Raw genomic sequence first — 22088 nt, 5'->3', positions numbered from 1 at the left:
TGGCGGTGTCTCCACCGATCCGTCGTCCAACCGACACCATTTCTCGACACGCCGCCGGGGACAGGGGGAGTCAGGCGCGCAGCGGGCCGATGGTGACCGCGCCGGGCTGGTCGAAGGTGACCGAGCCGAGCTTGCGCCAATCCCAGTACAGGCGCAGCGGACGGGTGTTGTCGGGCGGGGTGACGATCAGTTCGTTGGCGATCCAGTCGGTCGCGCCGAACTTGTAGGTGAGCGTGGCCGTCGCCGACCGTCCCGGGGCGAGCTCGATGGGGTGGCCGGTCGCGCCGTTGCGCACCGCGTGCTGTCCGGGCTGGCCCCACACCGCCAGGTCCACGCCCGGGTAGCCCTGCGTGCGGCAGGTCTGCGCGGAGATATTGCGCAGCGTGATGTTCGCGGTGCGCAGGTTGGAGCCGAGCTGCTCGCCCGCGGTCACCGAGGCCTGGATCCGCGAGGTGGTGCACCACGGCGCGGACGCGCCGGCGGCGCCGGTGAACGCGGCGGTCGAGCCCGCCAGCGCCGCCGCGGCGAGGGCGAGGGTCAGAATCCGGTATCGCATGATGTCGTCCCTTGATCGTTCGGTACCGGTGGTCGTTCGGTACGACCCGAGATTCGCCGCGCCCACCAACAACCGACCAATGGCCGACTAACGTCCGCGCGGAATACCGGCTCCCGCAGTCGGTTTCGCGCGTCGCGCACAGGTTGCCGTCTACCTCGCGGGCGATGGTTTCGGGCACTGCTCGACTGACCGGTCGTTGTAGGGGGCTGGACACCAGATGAGAACCGACTGGTCCGTCAATTTCCCCCGGTCGCGGCCGCATTTTCTGTCCGAAACTGTAAATCAGCAGCTCTGCCCCCATTTCTGCTGGATTCCCGGGTTGCCGACCCTGTAGCAGGCTGCTAGGAAGTAGCCACATGTTCAGGGTCCATCCATGGCGGATGGGCGAATTCCGGGGGGCGGGATTGATGACCGAGTCGACCATCGGCAGCGCAGGGCATGAGCATCGCGGCGGGGTCCACGACCCCGGCCCACCCGCGCCGCCGAATTTCGGCGGCACGCTGCGGCGACTGCGCGAGCGACGGGGAGTCTCGCGGGAACGGCTGGCCTTCGGGGCGGGGGTGAGCGCCAGCTACATCACCCGGATGGAACGCGGGGAACGCGGCCGCCCCACCGAACAGGTGCTCACCGCCATGGTCCGCTACCTGGACCGGGTCGCCCGCCTGACCATGGCCGAATACCGGTATCTGCACGACCTCGCCGCGCTCGGGCAGCACGCCCCGCCGCGCGACGAGTTGCCCCTGACCTCGGCCATGCTGGACAACCTCGACGTCCATCTGCCGCATCCCGCGGCCTATCTCGACCGTCGCCTGAACGTGCTGGCCGCCAACGCCGTCCATCTGCGCACGTTCCCCGGGCTCGGCGACGACGGCAATTTCCTGCACTGGATGCTCACCGACGATCTCGCGCGGCACGTCCTCGTCGACTGGAACGCCTCGCTGCGCCATGCCATCTCGACCCTGCGCGGGCTGCTGGTCATGGACGAGGGGGAGACCGAGGAGGACGCGCGGGTGCTGGCCGAACTCGGGCGGTTCGAGCCGTTCCGGCGGATCTGGACCGGCGATCACCGCATTCTCACCGGCGCGCCCACGGTCATGCGGCTGCGTGACTCGGTCACCGGGGTGCCGTATTCCCTGATGTGGCAGATCCTGCGGGATCAGTCGGCGACCATGAGTCCGGGGCAGCCGGTCTTCGTGGTCGGACTGCCCACGGCGAGTCAGCCGCAAGACCGGGTGGTCGGTCCGTAGGATCGCCGACGGAGGGGGCCTGGGAGGAGGCGGAAAGCGGTGCCTGCCAACAGTCTCGACCGGTCGATCGTGGTGGGCGTCGATGCCTCCGAATCCGCACTGCACGCGGTGCGCTGGGCCGCGGTCGACGCCGCCCTGCGCGGCGTGCCGCTGCACCTGGTGTTCGCGGTGCCCCCGGTCGCCGACGCGCCCCTGGACGAGAGTCCGGTCCGGCTGCTGCACGACCGGCTGCGCGACACCGCCCAGGCGGCACTCGACGATGCTGCGGAGATCGCCCGGAAAGCGGTGGGGGACCGGCCGGTTCCCGATATCCGCACCTTCCTCGTCGACGAGCCCGCGGTGACCGTGCTCTCGGGGCTGGCCGAGACCGCCTACTTCGTGGTGGTCGGCGTGCGCGGCATGAGCGCCTACCACCGCAGCCTGCTCGGCTCGGTGAGCACCGGCGTGGCGCGGCACGCGCGGGGGCCGGTGGTGGTGGTTCCCGGTGGGACCGAGCCGATTTCGGATCGCCCGGTCGTCGTCGGGGTCGACGGGTCGGTGCACAGCGTCCGCGCGCTCGAGATCGCCTTCGACGAGGCCTCGCGGCGCGATGTGCCGCTGCTCGCGGTGCACGCGTGGGAAGAACTGTCCGGCGACACCCGCAGCCACGCCGAGGCCGCGGAGCTGCTGACCGGCATGCTGGACCGCAATGCCGCCGAATTCCCGGGCGTCGAGGTGAAAACCCTTGTCATGGAGGGGCATCCGGCCCGCATCCTGCTCGATGCCGCCGCGGGAGCGCAATTGCTGGTGGTCGGCAGTCACGGTACCCGCGGATATCCGGGGATGGCGCTCGGTTCGACCGGTCACGCGTTGTTGCACGGCAGTGAATGCCCCATCGCGCTCGTCCGACTGCGCAATTGACCCGCTTCCCGGACGATTTCGCCGCGACATCGCGGTACGGCCTACAAAACCGGTGCGGATGTAACCGTTTCGCCAGGAATCAGACACCCCAGCAATTTCTGGGTACATCCTGCTGAAGCCGGGCTCGCCCCGGAGGCAAGACAATTCAGAGAGTTACGACCATGCGTAGAGCAACGGCGCTCTTCGCCGCATTACTGTTGGCCATCCTTTTTTCCATCACACACCTGACGGCTCCGCGGGCCCATGCCGATGACTGCACCGGTGATTGGGCCATCGGCATCGGCGGACTGGGCGACAACACCTCGTCCATCTTCGCACCGTTCGTGAATCAACCGGTGGGGTACAACTCCGCCGACCCGATGTCGGGGTTGAACGAACTCAACCGGTTGTTCTGGCAGCATCGCAACGAATGTCCCGGCGACCACATCCGGTTGATCGGGCACAGTGAGGGCGCGGGTCTCGTCCACGCCTGGGTCACCGCACACCAGGACGTCGACAACGCCAATGCCATTCTGCTGTCGGATCCCAAACGGGCTCCGGGTCCGGGCTGGGGCGGTTTGTCCTCCACGCCCGGCAGCGGCATCATCGGCTACCCGCTCGCGGGCGTCGACGACTGGTTCGGCGGCTTCCCGGTCCTGACGGTGTGCAACCACGACGACCAGATCTGCGACACCTCGGCCGGCTGGTGGGGCTACCTCTTCGGAGGCGCCCATGGTCGTTACGATTTCAATGTCTGGGACTACGGCGACTGGGATTCCGGCGTCTGGTACCGATGACATCGGTCATCGAACGAATCCGAAGGGGATCAGTAGCCGAAAGGCTCTGGTCCCCTTTGGCTGAACCCATGCCCCATCGAAGTGCACACGGCCGCACCGGAATAGGTGATCTGACAGGTCGCTCCGGCGAAGGAGACCGAGAATTGCGGATCGTGCCCGCTCACCTGCGCGATGGGCGCCAGCGCCGGATTACCGCCCGGCAGTGTGTGACTGCCGTTGGAGTTCCACTCCGGATGCGCCGGGGCCGCGGTCGAATCGATGACGATCGCGGGCACATTCGGCAGCGGCACCTGCGCGCCGAGGTAGAGCACATTCATGACGGCGGCCGGGACCATCAGATCGCATCCCACCGCGCCGTCCGCGGCGATGGAACAGTTCCACCCGCCCAGGCTGAAATATTGAGCATCCCCGACCTGCACCGGGCCGCCCGCCGTGTCGGCGGACGCACCCCCGGCTCCTGACAAACCGGCAACAATCCCGAGAATGCCCCCGCAAATCCATGCGACGGAAACCTTCACAGTTCTGGACACGCCATCTCCCTGATGCGCGAAGAAGAGTTAATGGGTCGAATCGACCATAGAGAAAACGTATCACTCCAGGCTGCGGGCCCGGAGTTCTGTCGAGGGGGCTAACCACAATTGCGCCCTGCTTTTCGCATCCGTGCGAACCGCGAAAGGCCCCGGGTAAGCCGAAAGTGGTACACGGGCCTGTGCTGTCGTCTGATTTCCGGGCCGCGCCCACCCGGCAATCTCGGACAGGACAGGCGGCGCACCGGGCGTCGCTCTCCGACGACGAGGTGAGCGGAATGATTCAGGCGCGCGGACTGGGCAAGCGCTACGGCGACGTGGCGGCGGTGCACGAGCTGTCCTTCGACGTGCCGCCGGGCGTGGTGACCGGGTTCCTGGGCCCCAACGGCGCGGGCAAGTCCACCACCATGCGGCTCATGCTGGGGCTCGACCACGGCAGCGGGCGCACCCTGTTCGACGGGCAGACCTACGCCGAACTCACCGATCCGCTGCGCTCGGTCGGCGTCATGCTCGATGCCCGCGCCGTGCATCCCAAGCGCACCGCCATCGCGCACCTGCAGATGATCGCCGACGGCGCGGGCATCGGCGGCGCCCGGGTGGAGGAGGTGCTGGGTCAGGTCGGACTGTGCGACGTGGCCGGGAAGCGGGCCGGCGGGTTCAGCCTCGGCATGCGGCAGCGGCTCGGGCTCGCGGTCGCGCTGCTGGGCGATCCGGCGACCATCATCCTCGACGAGCCCGCCAACGGCCTGGACCCCGAGGGTGTGCGCTGGCTGCGGGATCTGCTCAAAGGCCTGGCGCGCCAGGGCCGCACCGTGTTCGTGTCCTCGCATCTGCTCAACGAGATGGCGCACCTGGCGGATTCGCTGGTGGTCATCGGTGGCGGGCGGCTGCTGGCGGCGGAGTCGGTGCGCGAGTTCATCGGCCGCAACTCCGCCGCCACCGTGGTGGCCCGCACCGACCGGCCGCACGACCTGGCGCACCTGCTGGGCCGCAACGGGTTCCGGGCGCGCGTCGAGGCCGACGGCGCGGTGCTGGTGGACGGCGACGACCGCCAGGCCGTCGCGGCCCTCGCCCTGCGGGCCGGGCTGCTCGTCACCGAGCTGACCCAGACCCGCAGCAGCCTCGAGGACGCCTACTTCCACGCCACCGCCGACGCCGCGCAGTACCGCGGCCGTGTCGCGGCCTGACCGCCCGCCTCCTCCGAAGGGAATCACCCTCATGCTCAACGCCATTCGCTACGAAGTCACCCGGCTCGCGACGGTCCGCTCGACCTGGGTGCTGCTCGCCGCCGGGCTCGCCCTGCAAGGGGGCATCGCCTACTTCTCCGCGATCCGCGATTACGCCACCCCGAGCGAGCAGTTCACCGCGTCGGCGTCGGGTCTGCCGCTGCTGCTGGGCGCGCTGTTCGCGACGGCGGTGGCCGTCAACGCCTTCGGCCACGAATACCGCTACGGCACCATCACCACCACCATGCTCACGCTGCGCCGCCCGGGCCGGGTGCTGGCCGCCAAGGCGGTGACCACCGGCGTGCTCGCCGCGGTCTACGGCCTCGCGCTGATCGGCGTGACCGTGCTGGTCCAGCTGGCGACCTCGCGGCTGCCCGCCGAAACCGCCGACATCACACGGGCATTCGCCGCCGCGCCGGTGTACGTCACCCTGGCCGCGCTGGCCGGGATGGGCATCGCCGCCGTGACCCGCAACGCCACCCTCGCCATGGTCGCCGCCATCGGCATCCCGACCGTCGCCGAGACCGGCGCGGTGCTGGCGGGCGCCAGCCCGAAGCTGATGCCCTTCCTGGCCGCCGGACAGCTGGTGACGCCCGGCAACGGCAATCCGGTCCTGCTCGCGTTGCCGCTGACCGTGCTGGCCGCTGGTTTGCTGGCGGTCGGCGGGGTCCTGCTCGCGCGCCGTGACGTGTAGGGATCGCGTGCCGACTAGGGTTGCCGGAATGAGCACGACACGACGGATCGGCCTGCTGATCCTCGATGTCGTGCTCGCCGTCGTTTTCGGGGCGGTCGGCTTCTCGGAGGTCCACACCTCGTCCATCGGCCTGCTGCCCGCCGCCGCGGGGCCGGCGGTGGCGATCGTGGCCGGTGTCGCCCTGCTGTTCCGGCGCTACGAGCCCCTGGCGGTGCTGGCGGTCACGCTGCTCGCCCACGTGCTGACCGGTGCGCTCGCGCCGGCGCTGCTCGCGCTGTACACGGTCGCCCGCCGCTACGGCACCCGGCGGCCGACCGTGCTGGCGTCGGTGGTCGCGCTGATCGTGGCCGTGGTGCCGTGGGGCGCGGGATCATCGTGGGGGCTGTTCCTCGCCCGCGGCGCGATCATCGCCATCACCATGACCGTCCCGCTGCTGTACGGGCTGTGGACCAACCAGCGCGCCGAAACCCTTGCCGCCCTGCGTGAACGCGCAGAGCAGGCCGAACGGGAACAGGGTCTGCGCGCCGCCGCGGCCGTGGAAGCCGAGCGGCTGCGCATCGCGGGCGAGCTGCACGACATTGTCGCGCACCGGATCTCGCAGATCACCGTGCTCGCGGGCGCGCTGGAGGTCTCCGCCGACGGCAAGCCCGCCGAGATCGCGGGCACCATCCGCGCCACCGGATCCCTCGCGCTCACCGAGATGCGGGAACTGCTCGGCGTCCTGCGCGCCCGCGACGGCGGGCAGGACGCGCCGCTGCGACCCGCCCCCGACCTGTCCGCCATCGCCGAACTGGTCGCGGAGGCGACGGAATCCGGGCAGCTGGTGGACCTGTCGACGCCGCCGGAACTGCCGCCGGTGCCGGGGCCGGTGGGCCGGGCGGCCCATCGCCTGGTGCGGGAGGCGCTGACCAATGCCGCCAAGCACGCGGCCGGGGCCGAGGTGCGGGTGGCGCTCACCGTGGACGACGAACGCCTGGACGTGGACGTGCGCAACGGCCCCGGCGAACGGACCGCGCTGGCCGCGGCGGGATCTGGCTTCGGGCTGCTCGGCATGCGGGAGCGGGTCGAACTCGCCGGGGGCACGGTGCATTCCGGACCGTTGCCCTCGGGCGGCTTTCGGGTGCACGCGAGCTTCCCGCTGACGGTATCGGAATGAGCGGTCGGTCGAACAACGGTGCGGTACGGGAGGTTTCGTGATCCGGGTGGTGCTGCTCGACGACGAGGAGCTGGTGCGCTCCGGGATCTCCATGATCCTGGAGGCGGGCGGCGGGATCGAGGTGGTGGCGCAGGACGGGGACGGACGGTCGATCGTGGACCTGGTCGCCAAGCACCGGCCCGACGTCGTCGTCACCGACATCCGGATGCCGCACGTGGACGGGCTGGAGGTGACCCGCCGCGTGCGCGCCCTGCCCGCACCGCCCGCGGTCGTCGTGCTGACCACCTTCGGTCTCGACGAATACGTCTATGCCGCACTGGAATCCGGTGCGGCCGGATTCCTGCTCAAGGACACCCCGCCCCGCGAGCTCGCCCGCGCGGTCGAGGTGGTCGCCGCCGGTGACGCCATCCTGGCCCCCTCGATCACCAAACGCATGCTCACCGCATTCACCCAGGGGCCCGGCGCGCAGCAGCCCGATGCCCGGGCCCGGCTCGAGGCGCTCACCGACCGGGAACGGGAGGTCGCCCAGGCGGTCGCCACCGGCGCGGGCAATGCCGAGATCGCCCGGACCCTCCACATGAGCGAGTCGACCGTGAAGGTGCACATCAGCCGGGTCATCGCCAAGCTCGGGCTCGAGAACCGCACGCAGATCGCGATTCTCGTGCTCCGCGCCGGATTGGCCTGAGCGTGCGCCGGTCAGATCCGGGTCAGCGCCGCGAGCCAGGCCGCCACCGGGGTGGGGTCGGGCAGGATGTCGAGTGTGGCGGGCTCGAGCGAGTCCAGCCGCCAGCCGTCGGTGAAGGCGGACTCGATATCGCTGCGGTGCAGGCGATGCGGTCCCCAGGTGCCGGGCTGGCGGTCGCTGAAGCCGAGCAGGAAGTAGCGGCCGCCGGGACGCAGGATCGCGGCCAGGCCGGTCACCAGGGCCGTGCGGTCCGCACCGTCGAAGAGGTGGAACAGGCCGCAGTCCAGGACCGTGTCGAAGGTTTCGCCGAGGGTCGGCAGTTCGAGGGCGCTGTGGCGGCGGAAGGTGGCCTTCAGGCCGCGCTCGGCGGCCTTGGCGCGGGCCAGGTCCAGGGCGTGGGCGGACTGGTCGATGCCGGTGGCGTCGAGGCCCCGGCTCGCGGCGAGCAGAGCGTGTTCGCCGGTGCCGCAACCCAGGTCGAGCACCCGGCCGCGCAGCTCACCGGCCTCGGCGAGGTCCGCGAACGGGCGTTGCGGGCGGTCGATGTCCCAGGGCGGCTTGGTCGCGTAGAGGGTGTCGGCGGCGGCCGGGTCGTGGTACTCGGGGTGCGGATCGCGCGGGGGAGTTGTCACCGGAATCTCCTGCCGGGAGCGTGGTCGAGCGCGTACCTCTCGAATTTATCGAGACACTGTGTCTACGGTCAAGCGTCGCTGTCTCCGTGTGCCGGGCCGCCGACCTTACCGGACGACCGGTTTCGGCGTTGACCCTGCGGACCCCGCGGGATTGCCGCACACTGGGCTCCTGGCAAACGCCGTGTGAGGGCGGCGTTTTCACTCGGGAGTGCCCATGACCGCAACCCAGTCTCGATCCGATGATGACGAACGGCGGCTCGCCGAACTCGGCTACAAACAGGAATTGGCCCGATCCTGGTCGGGATTCTCGAATTTCGCGATCAGCTTCACCATTGTCTCCATTCTCACCGGCGGCCTGGCCAGCTACGGAATCGGACTCGCCAACGGCGGGCCCATCACCATGGCGTGGGGCTGGCCGCTGGTCTCGGTGATGGTGCTGTTCGTGGGCCTGGCCATGGCCGAATTGGCCTCGGCCTACCCGACTTCCGGCGGCCTGTACTGGTGGGCGTCGGAACTGGGCGGGCCGGTGTGGGGCTGGTTCACCGGATGGTTCAACCTGATCGGGCAGATCGCGGTGACCGCCGCGATCGATTACGGCGCGGCCATTTTCACCACCGCCGTGCTCAATGTGATCGGCATCGACATCGGCACCGACCGCACCGCCATCTTCCTGGTGTTCTCCGGAATCCTGGTGCTGCACGCGGTGCTGAACGTGGTCGGCCCGCACCTGTCGGCGGTCATCAACAATGTGTCGGCCTGGTGGCATGTGGGCGGTGTTGCCATGTTCGTGGTGGTGCTGGGATTCGGTGCGCAACACCATCAGAGCATCGGGTTCGTGTTCACCAAGACGGTCGACAACAGTGCCGTGGGCTTCGGCGGGGTGGCGTTCAGTTTCCTGCTCGGATTGCTGCACGCGCAGTACACGTTCACCGGATACGACGCCTCGGCGCACATGTCGGAGGAGACCCACGACGCCTCGCGAATGGCGGCCAAGGGGATCATCAACACCATCGTGGTGTCGGCGGTCGCGGGCTATCTGCTCATCATGGCGGTGACGTTCGCGATCCCGAATCTCGACGACGCCCTGGACCCGACCAAGAACAGCGGATATCCGGTCATCTACATCCTGCAGAATTCACTGAATTCGTTCTGGTCCGGGCTGCTGCTGATCATCGCCGCCATCGCCCAATTGTTCTGTGGCTACGCCTCGGTGACCGCGGCCTCGCGCATGCTGTTCGCCTTCGCCCGCGACGGCGCGGTGCCGGGATCCAAGCTGTGGGCGACGCTGTCGTCGCGGCGGGTGCCGGTGAACGCGGTCGTCTTCGTGTCGGTGTTCGCGTTCATCCTGCTGATCCCGTCGATGCTGGTGCCCGCCGCGAACGCGCCGACCGCCTACGCCGCGGCGACCTCGGTGGCCACCATCGGGCTCTACATCGCCTACGGGATTCCGGTGCTGCTGCGGCTGTCGCGCGGCGATCGATTCCAGGCCGGGCCGTGGCAGCTCGGCCGATGGTACCGGCCGGTCGGGATCATCGCCTTGATCTGGATCGTGCTGATCAGCGTGCTGTTCATCCTGCCGACCGACGACCACGGGTATCCGTGGGTGGACGGATTCACCTGGAACTCGGTGAATTACGCGCCCATCACCCTGGTCGGGGTCGTGGGTGCGATCGCCATCTGGTGGTTCGCCTCGGCCCGGCGCTGGTTCACCGGGCCCAAGCGGACCGTGGAGGAGCCGCCGGAGGCCGAGGAGGCCCCCGTCGGCGCCTGACTACAGCGGGGTGACGTAGGCCCCGGAGATGCCGCCGTCGACCAGGAACTGCGAGGCGGTGATGAAGGAGGAATCGTCGCTGGCGAGGAAGGCCACGGCGGCGGCGATCTCCTCCGGCTCGGCGAACCGGCCCGTCGGAATGTGCACCAGCCGGCGGGCGGCCCGCTCCGGATCCTTGGCGAACAGCTCCTGCAGCAGGGGCGTGTTGACCGGTCCGGGGCACAGCGCGTTCACCCGAATCCCCTGGCGCGCGAACTGCACTCCCAGTTCGCGGCTCATGGCCAGCACGCCGCCCTTGGAGGCGGTGTAGGAGATCTGCGAGGTGGCCGCACCCATCACCGCCACGAACGACGCGGTATTGATGACCGAGCCCTTGCCGCGCTCGAGCATGTGCTCGATGGCGTACTTGCTGCACAGGTACACCGAGGTCAGATTGACCTCCTGCACGCGACGCCAGGCGTCGATGCCGGTGGTGAGGATCGAATCGTCGTCCGGCGGTGAGATACCCGCGTTGTTGAAGGCGATGTCGAGGCCGCCGTAGGTGTCCACGGCGGTCTGGAACATGGCCCGCACCTGGTCCTCGTCGGTGACGTCGACCTTCACGTAGAGCCCGCCGACCTCGGCCGCGGCGGCCTCACCGGCGACCGGGTCGATGTCGCCGACCACGACCTTGGCGCCCTCCTGGGCGAACCGGCGGACGGTGGCGAGTCCGATGCCGCTGCCGCCGCCGGTGACGACCGCGACCCGATCCTGTAAGCGCTGCAACGTATCTCCTTCGATTGATGGATGTCGGCCGTGCGGATTATTCGGTGGCGAGGAAGACGTTCTTGGTCTCGGTGAAGGCCCTCGCCGCGTCGGGTCCCAGCTCCCGGCCCAGACCGGACTGCTTGAATCCGCCGAACGGCGTCCAATACCGCACGGAGGAATGGGAATTCACCGACAGGTTCCCCGCCTCGACGCCGCGCGCCACCCGCAGGGCGCGGCCGACGTCGGAGGTCCAGATCGAGCCGGACAGACCGTACTCGGAGTCATTGGCGATGCCCAGGGCGTCGGCCTCGTCGTCGAACGGGAGCACCGCGACGACCGGGCCGAACACTTCCTCGGTGAGCACCCGGTCGGTGGGGGAGGTGGGCAGGACGACCGTGGGCGGGAACCAGAATCCGGGGCCGTCGGGGCGGGCGCCGGTGAAGGCGACCTTGGTCGACGGTTCCAGGAATCCGGCGACGCGGTCGCGGTGGGCGGCGGAGATGAGCGGGCCCATCTCGGTGGACTCGTCACCCGGATCGCCGACCCGCACACCCCGCACGGCCGGTTCGAGGAGTTCGAGGAAGCGGTCGAAGACGCTGCGCTGCACCAGGATCCGGGAGCGGGCGCAGCAGTCCTGCCCGGCATTGTCGAACACGCCGTAGGGTGCGGTGGCGGCGGCGCGCTCCAGGTCGGCGTCGGCGAATACGATATTGGCGCTCTTGCCGCCCAGCTCGAGAGTCACCCGCTTCACCTGGTCGGCGCAACCGGCCATGATCTGCTTACCCACCTCGGTGGAGCCGGTGAACACCACCTTGCGCACGGCCGGATGCGTGACGAAGCGCGCCCCGACAACCGAGCCGCGGCCCGGAATGACCTGGAAGACATGCTCGGGCAGGCCCGCTTCCAGCGCCAGTTCGCCGAGCCGGATCGCGGTGAGCGGGGTGAGTTCGGCGGGCTTGAGCACCACCGTGTTCCCGGCCGCCAGCGCCGGCCCGAAGCCCCACGCCGCGATCGGCATCGGGAAGTTCCAGGGCACGATGATGCCGACGACTCCGAGCGGCTCGCAGAAGGTGATGTTCACCCCGCCCGCGACCGGAATCTGATTGCCCATCAACCGTTCCGGCATGCCCGCGCTGTAGTGCAGGACATCGCGGACATTGCCGGCCTCCCAGCGGGCATTGCCGATGGTGTGGCCCGCATTGCTCACCTCGAGCCGGGCGAGCTGTTCGATCTCGGCGTCGACCGCCTCGGCGAAGCGGCGCAGCAGTCGCGCCCGATCGCCGGGGGAGACGGCCCGCCAGCCGGCCGACGCGCGGTGGGCGCGTTCGATGGCGGCGTCGGTGGCGGCCGCGTCGGCCGCTTCGATGGTGGCCACCACGGTCTCGGTGGCGGGGTTGACGACGTCGGTCGTGGTCACCGGTTGCGCTCCTTCGCGTACTGTGCGGCCTGATCGACGAGGGCCCGCATGAGGCGGGTCTCGGTCGCGTTCTCCTCCGGATGCCATTGCACGCCCAGCAGGAACGGTCCGTCGCGGGTCTCGGCGGCCTCGATGATGCCGTCCTGGGCGCGGGCGGCGACGGAGAGTTCGGGGGCGAGCGTGTCGATGGCCTGATGGTGGTGGCAGTGCGCCTTCAACTCCGGTCCGGTGATCTCCGCCAGCCGGGTGCCCGGCACAGTGGTGACGGTCGTGACCGTGAAGACGCCGGGCGTGCGGGAATGATCGGTGTGGCCGACCACATCCGGGACGTGCTGGTGCAGCGTGCCGCCGAGGGCGGCGTTCACGAGCTGGAGTCCGCGGCAGATCGCCAGGATCGGCAGACCGGCCTCCCGGGCCAGCTCGAACAGCCCGAATTCCGATTCGTCGCGGTCGAGCCGTGGTCGGCCCGTCTCGGGATGGGGTGCCGCGCCGTAGCGCGCCGGGTCCAGGTCCGCGCCGCCGGTGAGGACCAGGCCGTCCAGTCGCTCGATCAGCTCGGGCCGTGCGGCGCCGGTGGGCGGCAACAGGACCGGAATCCCGCCCGCCCGCTCGGTCAAATCCACGTACGTGCGCGCCAGCACGGCGGCGTCCACGTCCCAATGGCCGAACCGTGTGCGTTCGGAGTAGGTGGGCAGGCCGATGATCGGCCGCCGTGCGGTGTCAGAGTCGTTCGAAGCCACGGATGCGCTCCCAGTCGGTCACCGCCGCATCGTAAGCGTCCAGCTCGACCTGTGCGGCATTGCGGTAATGCCGCACCACGTCCGCGCCGAACGCCTGCTGGGCGACCTTGCTCTCGCCGAACAGGTGCGCCGCCTCGCGCAGGGTCTTCGGTACGCGCGGGCGGTTGGAGCTGTAGGCGTTGCCGTGGAACTCCGGCTCCAGGGGGAGCTGCTGATCGATACCGTGCAGACCCGCGGCGATGACCGCCGCGACGGCCAGGTAGGGGTTCACGTCCCCACCGGGGATGCGGTTCTCCAAACGCAGCGACGGGCCGTGGCCGACGGTGCGCAGGGCGCAGGTGCGATTGTCGCGGCCCCACGCCAGCGCGGTCGGGGCGAAGCTCCCGGCCTGGAAGCGCTTGTAGGAGTTGATGTTCGGCGCCAGGAAATAGGTGAGCTCGCGCAGGGAGTCCAGCTGCCCGGCGATGAAGTGCCGCATCAGCTTCGAGGGGCCGTCGCCGTCGGTGAACACCGGCTCGCCGCCCGCATTGCGCAGGCTGATGTGGATGTGACAGGAATTTCCTTCCCGCTCATTGTATTTCGCCATGAAGGTGATACTGCGGCCGTCCTGGGCCGCGATCTCCTTCGCCCCGGTCTTGTAGATGCTGTGGTTGTCGCAGGTGACCAGCGCCTCGTCGTAGCGGAAGGCGATCTCGTGCTGGCCCGGGTTGCATTCGCCCTTGGCGGACTCGACATACATTCCCGCGCCGGACATTTCGGTGCGGATACGGCGCAGCAAGGGCTCGATGCGCGCCGTGCCGAGCATCGAATAGTCGACGTTGTACTGATTGGCGGGAGTCAGCTCCCGGTAGCCGCCGCGGAACGCGGACTCGTAGGTGTCATCGAAGACGAGGAACTCGAGCTCGGTGCCGACGTAGGCGTACAACCCGTGCTCGGCCAGGCGATCCAGCTGCGCGCGCAGCACCTGCCGGGGGGAGGCGGAGACCGGTTGTCCGTGGTCGCCGTGGGAGTCGACCTGCTCGACATCGCACAGCACCAGCGCGGTGCCGGGCAGCCAGGGCAGCAGCCGCAGGGTGCTCAGGTCCGGGCGCAGCACGAAGTCGCCGTAGCCGGTGTCCCAGGACGACATGTCGTAGCCGTCTACGGTGGTCATCTCCACATCCACGGCCAGAAGGTAGTTGCAGGCCTCGGTGGCGTGGTTGAGGACCTCCTCCACGAAATATCGTGCCGAGCAACGTTTTCCCTGCAATCTGCCCTGCATGTCCGTCATGGCCACCAGCACCGTATCGACGGTGCCCGCCTCGACCTTGGCCACCAGGTCCGTCACGCTCAACATCCCGGCCCGCATCTTCGACCCCTCTCGACGCCAACGTGCTCACGCTAGGCGACGCGGACCGTGGGTGCAGTCGATACACGCAGAGATCATCGGCGTGTCACGAAGCTGAGAAGACCAAGAGCAAAAGAGGACTCGAGACAAAAGACGCCTGGAGAAGGAAGAGAGGGTGGCCGAGCTTGCGAGGCCCGCTCACGTACCAGCCCCACCCAGAGCCATCCGCTGGGCGGAGTTGGCGAGGCGCTTGGCGCGGCCCAGGTGCAGCGGGCGTCCGGCGTGGTCGAAGATCGCCAGGAAGGGCTTGGACTTCTGTGCCAGCTGCAAGGCCTGCTCCAACGGCACTGTCCCGCCGGAAGCGGTAGTGGCGACACCGGCAGCCGCTTCGACCTCGGCCAGGCTCATGGTGATGATCGTGGACACGGGCCGTCCGCGGTGTTGACCCACATTCGCCGGACCCATCTCCGGCCGCAGGAACGCGACGAGCGCATCGTGATTGCGCTGCGCGGCGGTACGGGTGTCACGGCGCGCGGCCCGCTCCAAACCGGCGAGGGCTTCGTCATCGAGTCCTTCTGTGGTCCAAGGGCTTTCAGTGTCTGCGGGGTTGCACATACCCGGCTGGGCCAGGCTCGCGAAGATCGGATCCAGGACGGCGCGCGCGACCGGGGTCAACTCGGCGGTGAGGGTGGACATCCCATCCACGCCCTGCTTGCCGAGGATGATCCCACGACGGCGCTGCCGGTCGGCGTCATCGGTGAGACGCCCGTCGGGATCGAGGTACCCGAGGAGCCGGTCACCGACCGCGATCACACGCGCGGAATCGACTGACACCAAACCCATTTCCTGGAACGCGGCCGTCCACGCCAACCATGGCTCGGCCACCCGACCGGCCTCCCGCCGCAAACCGAGCAATTCCGCCGCCCGCGTACGAGCACTGGCCTCGGCGTGCCCGATCCGCAGCGTCTGCTCGAGGAATTTCGAGGTGCGCTTCACCCCGGCCTTCTCCGGCAGTGCGCCCGCCCCAATTCATGCCACTATTCTATCGAACTCGACCCACGCTCAGAACGCGAATTATCCAATCCTGCAAGGTAATTCGCTCAGCGGTTCGGGATCGAATTACCTACTTCCGGATACTGATCTCGCCTTCTTCCCGGAAATACCGAACAATGCATCCCCGCTGCCCAGTATCGGTCGGCTATGTTCGACCCATGCCCGGAACCGACGAATCCCGTACCGCCGCACACACCCCGGCGGTGTATCTGATCACCGGGATCCAGGCTTCCGGGAAATCGACCGTCGCCCAGGCGCTGGCGGAGCGACTCCCGCGCTCCGCCCATGTTCGAGGCGACGTCTATCGCCGCTTCGTGGTCAGCGGCCGCGAGGCCATGTCGCCCGATCCCACCGTCGAGGCGGTCGAGCAATTGCGCCTCCGGCACCGGCTCGCGGCCCGAGCCGCTGACGGTTATGCCGATGCCGGGTTCACCGCCGTACTCCAGGACGTCGTTCTCGGCGAGATGCTCCCGTACCTGATCAGCGAAATCCGCACGGACCCGCTGTACGTGGTGGTTCTCGCGCCGACTCGGGAGGCGGTGGCGCGACGGGAGGCCGCGCGCGCCAAGAAGGCCTACGGCACCTTCACGGTCGCCGATCTGGATACCGGCCTTCGCAACGACACCCCATCGTTGGGCCTGTGGCTCGACACCTCGGATCTGACGGTCTCCGAGACCGTCGACGAAATCCTCACCCGCGCCCGCCCGTTCGGCCGGTAGCCCCGCGCGGTCGTCAGGGCTGCCGGACCGGGAATCACACCGGCTGCAAGACCGGTGCCGGGCGGCGGTTGCGCCGCCACGCGTAGACGAGGAACGCGATCAGGCCGATCAGGGGGAGGGTGCTGATCGCCCAGCTGATTCCCAGCGGCGGGCCGGGCTGTTCGAGTACCTGGAGGTTGGCGAGGTCGCCTTCACCGCGGCCCTGTGGGCCGTCGATGACGAAATGGAACTTCCACGTGCCCTCCTGGTCGAGGGAGCGGACATCCAGGCCCCACACGTCGCGTTTGCGCGGGTGCCGGGAAAGGGGTTCGGCGCGGCGGACTTTGCCATTGGGCTGGTATTCGGTGAGGGTGCCGGTCTTGTCGTCGACACCGCCGTCGGGGATGAAGGTGAAGTCCAGGGATTGCATGGCGCGCAGGGGCCATTCGCTGAAGCCGACGGTTATCGAATAGGGCCCGGCCTGCACGTGTTCGGTGTGCACGATATTCACCGGTTGATACGCCGACGCCGTGCCCGCGGTGGCCGCGGTCAGTCCGATGATCGCGAAAAGCGTTGCGGCGAGCGTGACGAGGCGGTTGATCATGCGCTGACCTTCTCGGAGGGGGCGGCCAGACGGAGCATCTCGCCGAACGGGCGGCCCAGGTACCCGGCGAGCGCGCCGAGCGCGGCGGCCGCGATGGTGGTGGCCACGATGACCATGGCCCGGGGGAGGTGGGCGTCGTAGATGATGATCTGCTGCACGGGGTTGAAGCCGCCGATGATCGCCCCGCCGACGGCGCCGGCCAGGACCGGCAGCAGACGGGACTCGCTGACGGCGCGGCGCAGCAGCAGGTCGATCACGATGCCGACGGGAATCAGGCAGAACGGGATGAGCGCCGGAGTCGCGGGAATGCCCCGAATGTGTTCGCGCATGGGCAATCCCACGAAATCGGCGTAGGCGCGAGCCGCCCACGGCGCGAACCACCAGAACACGGCCTGGGTGGCCGAGCCGAAGATCGCGGTGATGGTCGCGCCCCAGCGCTCGAAGCCCGCGCCGACCACCATCAGCAGGATCACCATGAACGCGGTGACCGCCACCGTCCACCGCACCGACCCGGTGCTGAGCCGCTGCACGGCGAGCGCGGTGACGGTGCTCGACGTCGCCAGATGCGCCAGCGCGAACAGCGCGCCCACCCGACCCCACCGGTGCGCCCGCGCCGCCGCGAACACGATCACCGTGCCGACCGAGATCACCGTGCTGGACAGGAACAACCCGATGTGCGGCGGCGAGTCGATGATGGCGTCGAACCCGTAGAGGCTGTGCCACCACAGATCCCACAACCCGTACAGCAGGAACGACGCCGCGCCGAGCGCGGCCACCATGTAGCCGAGCGGCGCGGTGAACGTCCGGCCGAACACGCCGATACCGGGACCGCCCAGCTCGCCGTCCACCCGGCGGCCCGCGCGACCGGCGGCGGTGGTGATGAGAATGACTGTCAGACCGGTGAATCCGGCCACCGCCGCGCTGGCGTAGATGAACAGGTGCGGCAGGGTGAAGAAGGTGTCGGGTCCGACATCGGTGTGCCACTGGATGTCCCAGGTGGACCCGACCGCGAAGGTCATACTGGCGGCGAACAGGATCGCCGCGGGTAGCCAGGGGCGGACGGTGATCGGTGCGGTCGCTTCGGCGGTGAGCCCGCGACCATTGGCGGTGAGGTCCATGTGCTGCTCCTGATCCTCTTTCCTTCGATTCAATTGGCCTGAACGGAGAAGACGGCGCTCCCGGAACCCGGTGCGCCGGAAAGCTTCACGGCGATCTCCCACTGCCCGGGCATCGGCAGCGTCACCGTCGCCCGGTAATGGCCCGGCGCGACCACCGTGATGCTGCTCGGCGGGAGGGCATGACCCATCTGCGGCATGGCGGGCTCCACCGACACCTTGTCCGGTGTCGCGGCCGCGCCCTGGGCGTCGGTGATCTCGAGATCGACGGTGTTGTCACCGGCGTGCGCGGACCCGCCGGACACCCGCAGTTCCACCTGATAGGGCCCGGCGGCGCTGCGGGACACCGATGGCGCGGCATCGGCGGGCCACAACAGCCACGCCCCGACCGCCGCCAGGACGGCGACGACGGCCACGATCACTCCGGTGCGTTTGGTCATTGCGGAACCCCCGCTCGAACGTCGACGGTGGCCGGAACGGTCATCACCGAGTAGCCACGCTCGGCCTGCGCCCACACCAGATACCGGCCGGGCAGTGGAAAAGTGAAGGTGAATGCCACATTCGGGCCGAACGCGGCCACGGTCTCGTCGGGTGGCTGCGCGCCGACCGCGGGCAGCGGGGCCATGGCGTGCGCGTGCGCCCAGATGGGCACGGTGGCCGCGGCGGTCCCGGCGGGCAGCCCCTCGGGCAGCGGGCCGACCGCGATGAGATGACCGACCATGCCCAGCCACGGCTGGAGATCGGCCGGACCGCCGAATGCGGCGGTGAGCGTGGTGGGTTCACCCGAGACCGCCTCGGTCGTGGTCAGCGTCGCCCCGCTCGGCGCGACGCCCTGGCCATCGGCCGGACCGGAGTCGCCTCGGCCGCTGATCCGCAGCGGCGAGCGCAGCAATTGCACGCCGCCACCGCGCCGCGCGATCTCGGCGGCCACCGCGTAATCACCGGATTCGATGGACCCCAGGCTGACCCGATACTCGCCGGGCGCGACCCGGATCGGATGCCGGTGCCACAGCCGCCCCGAGGGGCCGACCACCATCAGATGCAGGAGCGCGTCATCGGTGACCAGCAGGTCGTCCACCGGCCGCCCCGTCGCCGAATCGGTCAGCGACAGCGCGAGCTCGGTCGGCTTGCCCGCGTCGGCGGGCAGCGCGCGCACCGTCAGATTGGCCGGGGGCCGTGAGTAATTCGCGGTCAGCGGCAGCTCCCGCTCCGGATACGGATTGCCGATATTGCCCGAGGTCGGATCGAGCAGACTGCCCGCAGGCCGCGGCTGCGGCGCGTGCGAGGACAACACCGCCCCCGTCGTGCCCACCGTCACCGCGGCGATCAGCGCGCCCACCGGGATCAGGGTCGGCCACCCCCGCTTGGACAGCAGCGCGGTGCCCAAGGCCACCAGCAGCAGCGCTCCGGCCGCGAAGAATCCGCCGTAAGCCGCCCGCTCCCAGGGCGTCACCACCCGCGCGGACACCAGGAACGGAATCCGCGCGGTGCGTTCGCCGTCGGAGACGGCCAACTCCCACGGACCCGCGTGATCCACTCGCAGCGTCGCGGCGTAGAGGCCGGGCCGATCCCCGAGCTCGACAGTCCCCGTGGACGTCTCGCCGCCGCGATCGACGGGCGTCGCGGTGAGCGCCAGCTTCCCCGGCGCTGTTCCCCCGTGCGTCACGACCTCGACCCGCAACGGCCCGGCCTCGGCCCGCCGCACCACGACCGTCAGCTCCCGGGCGCCGAGCGACTGCGCCACGGTCAGATCGCCACCGCCGGCGGCCCCATCGGCCCGGGCCTGCGGCGCGGACCAGGAACCCAGCAGGGACACGCAGAGCACACCGATGATCAGGCCCACCCCGCGCAGACGAACGTTCAACGGCGGCTGCACCGTTCCGAACCTACCGAAAACCGCCGCCCGGGAAATCCCACCCGCGGGGGATATCGGCTCAGGGCGGTATCAGGGTAAACGCGATCATCAGGGGTGGAAGGCCGCCTATGACAGCTGGTTTCGCAGCCAGCCGGGCCCGACCGTTGTCGCGCCCAGGGATTCGACCCGCGACCGCAATCCGCGATCGGCCGTCACCACCGTGATCGCGGGCATGGGATCGGAGCCCCCGACCTCGGCGGCCACCACCTCGACGATCGTGTCGTCGCCGGACCCGCCGGCCAGCACCACCCGCAATCCCGCCGACCCGCTCTCACCGTCGGCGGCGTGCCCGTCACCGCCCCGGTCGGCGGCGGCCTTGGCCGCGCCCTCCAGCACCACGATGATCCGCGTCGACCCGGGCAGCCGCGTCCGCAGCGCACCCAGCTCGCCGAGCAGCCGCCGCGCCGCTCCGGCCCGGTCACGCCACCATCCGTCCGGCCGCGACCCGACCACATTGGCGGCGTCGACCACGATCACCTGCGAGGCTTCCTGCATCCGCCCAGTCTCCACCCGAGCCCCCGCCGAACCGCGGATGGGCGGGCGCGCGCCGTCCTGTGCCGTGCGGCCCGCCCGTATTGATACGGTTGCTGCCTGGAGAATCATCCGCGAAACGACAGGCAGTGATCAGTTTTGGCGTCCGAATCGATGGCAGGCGAGAGTGCGTCGCGGCGGGCCGCGCCGCCCACCCGGCGTGGACAGCGAACCCGGGGTGCGCTGATCGCGGCCGCGCGGGAGGTGTTCGAGCGGGACGGCTACCTGGACGCCAAGATCGCCGACATCTCCAAGACGGCGGGCATGGCGGCCGGATCCTTCTACACCTACTTCGACAGCAAGGAAGAGATCTTCGCCGCGCTGGTCGAGCAGGTGTCGGAGGAGATGCTGCATCCGCACGTGCGCGAGCGCAGCGGGATCACCGATCCGCGCGCCCTGATCGAGGCGGCCAACCGCGATTACCTGTTGTCCTACAAGCGCAATGCCCGGCTCATGGCCCTGTTCGAACAGGTCGCCCAGATCGACGAGAACTTCCGGCGCATGCGGATGGAACGCGGGAAGGCGTTCGCACAGCGCAACGCGCGCATGATCCGCGAACTCCAGGAGTCCGGGCAGGCCAGCGCCGACCTGGATCCGATGATCACCGCGCACGCGCTGTCGGCCATGGTGAGCCGGATGGCATCGATGGTTTTCGTTCAGAAGCAACGGATTCCGTTCGAGAAGCTGGTCACCACCCTGACCCAGCTGTGGGTGAACGCGCTGCAACTGAAGACGGACTGACCGATCAGCCCAGGCCGCGCGCGAACTCGATCAACGCGGCATTGACCTCCTCGGGCCGCTGCTGCTGGATCCAGTGGCCCGCGCCGTCGAGGATGATCGAGCCCCGCAGATCACCGAGCATCGCCGCCATCTTGTGCATCGGCGTGAAATGGATGACCGGATCGGTCGACCCGGCGATGAACAGTGACGGGCAGTCGATCTTCGCGCCCTCCAGGTGCGCGGTCAGCTCCCAGGTCAGATCGAGGGTGCGGTAGTAGTTCAGCCCGCCGGTGAACCCGGTGCGGGTGAAAGCCTCCACGTAGTAATCGAATTCGGATTCGCTCAGCCACGGCGGCAGCGGCGGCTCCGGCTCGCCGGTGTCCAGGAACGTGCCCGCGGTGACGATGTCGTCCCGCAACAGCGTGCGCCGCACGTCCGCCGCCAGCACCGCGTCCGCGACGCCGGGCTCCTGGAACCACACCATGTAGAAGTCCTCGCCCAGCCGTGTGCGCATGATCGGCAACGGCGGCGCCGACGAGCGCGGGGTGGCGGGCACACTCAATCCCGCCACCGCCCGCACCCGCTCCGGGAACTCGCGGGCCAGATGCCACACCACCGACGCGCCCCAGTCGTGGCCGACGAAGATCGCGTCCTCGAGCCCGTACGCGTCCAGCAGCCCGACCAGATCCCGGCACACCGTGAGCAGGTCGTACGTCTCGATCTCGGCCGGTCGCGAACTGCCGCCGTAGCCGCGCATATCCGGTGTCAGCGTCCGGAAACCCGCCTCGGCCAGCGCGAACACCTGATGCCGCCAGGAGAACCCGAGTTCCGGGAACCCGTGGCAGAACACCACCGGCGCGCCCTCGCCGTGCTCGACCACCCGCAATTCGATGCCATTGGTCGCGACCTGCCTGCTGCCCAGGCGATTCCACTCGTCCACCGGATGTGCTGTCCGCATCGGTTGTTCACCTCTCGAGACCGGGACGGTTGACGCCGGGGGAGTCATGAACTTGAATCCGACGCAGGGTTCATATTTCCATGAGCCGGCGCG

24 protein-coding genes are annotated in these 22088 nt (G+C 69.3%); 10 read left to right on the top strand and 14 right to left on the bottom strand.

The window, feature by feature from the left end; translation table 11 throughout:
* Positions 1-70: 70 nt before the first annotated feature.
* Positions 71-556: a DUF4232 domain-containing protein gene (locus ABZ382_RS04475; RefSeq protein WP_357083842.1), complete on the bottom strand. Its 486-nt coding sequence runs from the start codon at positions 554-556 to the stop codon at positions 71-73.
* Between the two features lie 407 nt (positions 557-963).
* Here ABZ382_RS04475 and ABZ382_RS04470 point away from each other — a divergent pair, with 407 nt between their 5' ends.
* From ABZ382_RS04470 to ABZ382_RS04460, 3 genes are all read left to right on the top strand, one after another.
* Positions 964-1803 carry a helix-turn-helix domain-containing protein gene (locus ABZ382_RS04470; protein WP_357083839.1) on the top strand — a complete coding sequence of 280 codons (840 nt, stop codon included), beginning with the start codon at positions 964-966 and terminating at the stop codon, positions 1801-1803.
* Positions 1804-1842: 39 nt separating this feature from the next.
* Positions 1843-2703 (top strand): universal stress protein, encoded by an 861-nt coding sequence (locus ABZ382_RS04465; protein ID WP_357083836.1) that lies wholly within the window; start codon positions 1843-1845, stop codon positions 2701-2703.
* 161 nt (positions 2704-2864) lie between these two features.
* The gene (locus ABZ382_RS04460; RefSeq protein WP_357083833.1) at positions 2865-3479 is read left to right on the top strand and encodes a hypothetical protein; all 615 of its coding nucleotides are present in this window, start codon (positions 2865-2867) and stop codon (positions 3477-3479) included.
* 29 nt (positions 3480-3508) lie between these two features.
* Here the strand turns inward: ABZ382_RS04460 and ABZ382_RS04455 are convergent, their stop codons facing one another.
* Positions 3509-4009, bottom strand: a complete 501-nt coding sequence (locus tag ABZ382_RS04455) for a hypothetical protein (RefSeq protein WP_357083830.1) — start codon at positions 4007-4009, stop codon at positions 3509-3511.
* A gap of 275 nt (positions 4010-4284) precedes the next feature.
* On the opposite strand from ABZ382_RS04455, the gene ABZ382_RS04450 reads away from it, so the two are divergent.
* From ABZ382_RS04450 to ABZ382_RS04435, 4 genes are read left to right on the top strand one after another with little or no spacing between them, the layout of a single operon-like run.
* A complete protein-coding gene (locus ABZ382_RS04450; RefSeq protein WP_357083827.1) occupies positions 4285-5193 on the top strand; it encodes an ATP-binding cassette domain-containing protein in 909 nt (302 codons plus the stop codon).
* Positions 5194-5224: 31 nt separating this feature from the next.
* Complete coding sequence (locus ABZ382_RS04445; protein WP_357083824.1) at positions 5225-5926, top strand: ABC transporter permease; 702 nt, start codon at positions 5225-5227, stop codon at positions 5924-5926.
* A gap of 28 nt (positions 5927-5954) precedes the next feature.
* Positions 5955-7082 carry a histidine kinase gene (locus ABZ382_RS04440; protein ID WP_357083821.1) on the top strand — a complete coding sequence of 376 codons (1128 nt, stop codon included), beginning with the start codon at positions 5955-5957 and terminating at the stop codon, positions 7080-7082.
* A gap of 37 nt (positions 7083-7119) precedes the next feature.
* On the top strand, positions 7120-7767 hold the full coding sequence (locus ABZ382_RS04435) for a response regulator transcription factor (protein ID WP_357083818.1): 648 nt from the start codon (positions 7120-7122) through the stop codon (positions 7765-7767).
* Between the two features lie 11 nt (positions 7768-7778).
* On the opposite strand, the gene ABZ382_RS04430 is transcribed toward ABZ382_RS04435, so the two are convergent.
* On the bottom strand, positions 7779-8399 hold the full coding sequence (locus tag ABZ382_RS04430) for a class I SAM-dependent methyltransferase (protein ID WP_357083815.1): 621 nt from the start codon (positions 8397-8399) through the stop codon (positions 7779-7781).
* 214 nt (positions 8400-8613) lie between these two features.
* Between ABZ382_RS04430 and ABZ382_RS04425 the strand changes: the two genes are divergently transcribed.
* Positions 8614-10170: an amino acid permease gene (locus tag ABZ382_RS04425; protein WP_357083812.1), complete on the top strand. Its 1557-nt coding sequence runs from the start codon at positions 8614-8616 to the stop codon at positions 10168-10170.
* On the opposite strand, the gene ABZ382_RS04420 is transcribed toward ABZ382_RS04425, so the two are convergent.
* From ABZ382_RS04420 to ABZ382_RS04400, 5 genes are all read right to left on the bottom strand, one after another.
* On the bottom strand, positions 10171-10935 hold the full coding sequence (locus ABZ382_RS04420) for a 3-oxoacyl-ACP reductase (protein WP_357083809.1): 765 nt from the start codon (positions 10933-10935) through the stop codon (positions 10171-10173).
* Between the two features lie 37 nt (positions 10936-10972).
* Complete coding sequence (locus ABZ382_RS04415; protein ID WP_357083806.1) at positions 10973-12334, bottom strand: aldehyde dehydrogenase family protein; 1362 nt, start codon at positions 12332-12334, stop codon at positions 10973-10975.
* The gene (locus ABZ382_RS04410) at positions 12331-13074 is read right to left on the bottom strand and encodes a gamma-glutamyl-gamma-aminobutyrate hydrolase family protein (protein WP_357083804.1); all 744 of its coding nucleotides are present in this window, start codon (positions 13072-13074) and stop codon (positions 12331-12333) included. Before ABZ382_RS04410 ends, ABZ382_RS04415 begins: the two co-directional genes overlap by 4 nt.
* Positions 13055-14410: a glutamine synthetase family protein gene (locus ABZ382_RS04405; protein WP_357083801.1), complete on the bottom strand. Its 1356-nt coding sequence runs from the start codon at positions 14408-14410 to the stop codon at positions 13055-13057. The genes ABZ382_RS04410 and ABZ382_RS04405 overlap by 20 nt, the downstream gene beginning before the upstream one ends.
* Before the next feature lie 189 nt (positions 14411-14599).
* Positions 14600-15397: a DUF222 domain-containing protein gene (locus ABZ382_RS04400; RefSeq protein ID WP_357083798.1), complete on the bottom strand. Its 798-nt coding sequence runs from the start codon at positions 15395-15397 to the stop codon at positions 14600-14602.
* Positions 15398-15612: 215 nt separating this feature from the next.
* Between ABZ382_RS04400 and ABZ382_RS04395 the strand changes: the two genes are divergently transcribed.
* On the top strand, positions 15613-16173 hold the full coding sequence (locus tag ABZ382_RS04395; protein ID WP_357083795.1) for an AAA family ATPase: 561 nt from the start codon (positions 15613-15615) through the stop codon (positions 16171-16173).
* Positions 16174-16207: 34 nt separating this feature from the next.
* Here ABZ382_RS04395 and ABZ382_RS04390 read toward each other — a convergent pair whose 3' ends face one another.
* The 5 genes from ABZ382_RS04390 to ABZ382_RS04370 all read right to left on the bottom strand — a co-directional run bounded on the left by ABZ382_RS04390 (position 16208) and on the right by ABZ382_RS04370 (position 20281).
* A complete protein-coding gene (locus tag ABZ382_RS04390) occupies positions 16208-16756 on the bottom strand; it encodes a hypothetical protein (protein ID WP_357083792.1) in 549 nt (182 codons plus the stop codon).
* On the bottom strand, positions 16753-17874 hold the full coding sequence (locus ABZ382_RS04385) for a hypothetical protein (protein ID WP_357083789.1): 1122 nt from the start codon (positions 17872-17874) through the stop codon (positions 16753-16755). Before ABZ382_RS04385 ends, ABZ382_RS04390 begins: the two co-directional genes overlap by 4 nt.
* Positions 17875-17903: 29 nt before the next feature.
* Positions 17904-18311 carry a FixH family protein gene (locus tag ABZ382_RS04380; RefSeq protein ID WP_357083786.1) on the bottom strand — a complete coding sequence of 136 codons (408 nt, stop codon included), beginning with the start codon at positions 18309-18311 and terminating at the stop codon, positions 17904-17906.
* A complete protein-coding gene (locus ABZ382_RS04375; protein ID WP_357083783.1) occupies positions 18308-19735 on the bottom strand; it encodes a hypothetical protein in 1428 nt (475 codons plus the stop codon). Before ABZ382_RS04375 ends, ABZ382_RS04380 begins: the two co-directional genes overlap by 4 nt.
* Before the next feature lie 117 nt (positions 19736-19852).
* Positions 19853-20281: a hypothetical protein gene (locus tag ABZ382_RS04370; protein ID WP_357083780.1), complete on the bottom strand. Its 429-nt coding sequence runs from the start codon at positions 20279-20281 to the stop codon at positions 19853-19855.
* 150 nt (positions 20282-20431) lie between these two features.
* On the opposite strand from ABZ382_RS04370, the gene ABZ382_RS04365 reads away from it, so the two are divergent.
* The gene (locus ABZ382_RS04365) at positions 20432-21058 is read left to right on the top strand and encodes a helix-turn-helix domain-containing protein (RefSeq protein ID WP_357083777.1); all 627 of its coding nucleotides are present in this window, start codon (positions 20432-20434) and stop codon (positions 21056-21058) included.
* A gap of 4 nt (positions 21059-21062) precedes the next feature.
* Here the strand turns inward: ABZ382_RS04365 and ABZ382_RS04360 are convergent, their stop codons facing one another.
* Positions 21063-21959 (bottom strand): alpha/beta hydrolase, encoded by an 897-nt coding sequence (locus tag ABZ382_RS04360; RefSeq protein ID WP_357084068.1) that lies wholly within the window; start codon positions 21957-21959, stop codon positions 21063-21065.
* Positions 21960-22088 lie beyond the last annotated feature (129 nt).

The sequence above is a fragment of the Nocardia sp. NPDC005825 genome (assembly GCF_040630175.1).
GTDB lineage: Bacteria > Actinomycetota > Actinomycetes > Mycobacteriales > Mycobacteriaceae > Nocardia.
This window is presented reverse-complemented; position numbering and strand designations above follow the sequence as displayed.

Coding starts and splice junctions, on each gene's coding strand:
- ABZ382_RS04475 (WP_357083842.1), bottom strand. CDS start 556: ATGCGATACCGGATTCTGACCCTCGCCCTCGCCGCGGCGGCGCTGGCG.
- ABZ382_RS04470 (WP_357083839.1), top strand. CDS start 964: ATGACCGAGTCGACCATCGGCAGCGCAGGGCATGAGCATCGCGGCGGG.
- ABZ382_RS04460 (WP_357083833.1), top strand. CDS start 2,865: ATGCGTAGAGCAACGGCGCTCTTCGCCGCATTACTGTTGGCCATCCTT.
- ABZ382_RS04450 (WP_357083827.1), top strand. CDS start 4,285: ATGATTCAGGCGCGCGGACTGGGCAAGCGCTACGGCGACGTGGCGGCG.
- ABZ382_RS04445 (WP_357083824.1), top strand. CDS start 5,225: ATGCTCAACGCCATTCGCTACGAAGTCACCCGGCTCGCGACGGTCCGC.
- ABZ382_RS04440 (WP_357083821.1), top strand. CDS start 5,955: ATGAGCACGACACGACGGATCGGCCTGCTGATCCTCGATGTCGTGCTC.
- ABZ382_RS04425 (WP_357083812.1), top strand. CDS start 8,614: ATGACCGCAACCCAGTCTCGATCCGATGATGACGAACGGCGGCTCGCC.
- ABZ382_RS04405 (WP_357083801.1), bottom strand. CDS start 14,410: ATGTTGAGCGTGACGGACCTGGTGGCCAAGGTCGAGGCGGGCACCGTC.
- ABZ382_RS04395 (WP_357083795.1), top strand. CDS start 15,613: ATGCCCGGAACCGACGAATCCCGTACCGCCGCACACACCCCGGCGGTG.
- ABZ382_RS04390 (WP_357083792.1), bottom strand. CDS start 16,756: ATGATCAACCGCCTCGTCACGCTCGCCGCAACGCTTTTCGCGATCATC.
- ABZ382_RS04385 (WP_357083789.1), bottom strand. CDS start 17,874: ATGGACCTCACCGCCAATGGTCGCGGGCTCACCGCCGAAGCGACCGCA.
- ABZ382_RS04380 (WP_357083786.1), bottom strand. CDS start 18,311: ATGACCAAACGCACCGGAGTGATCGTGGCCGTCGTCGCCGTCCTGGCG.
- ABZ382_RS04370 (WP_357083780.1), bottom strand. CDS start 20,281: ATGCAGGAAGCCTCGCAGGTGATCGTGGTCGACGCCGCCAATGTGGTC.
- ABZ382_RS04365 (WP_357083777.1), top strand. CDS start 20,432: ATGGCAGGCGAGAGTGCGTCGCGGCGGGCCGCGCCGCCCACCCGGCGT.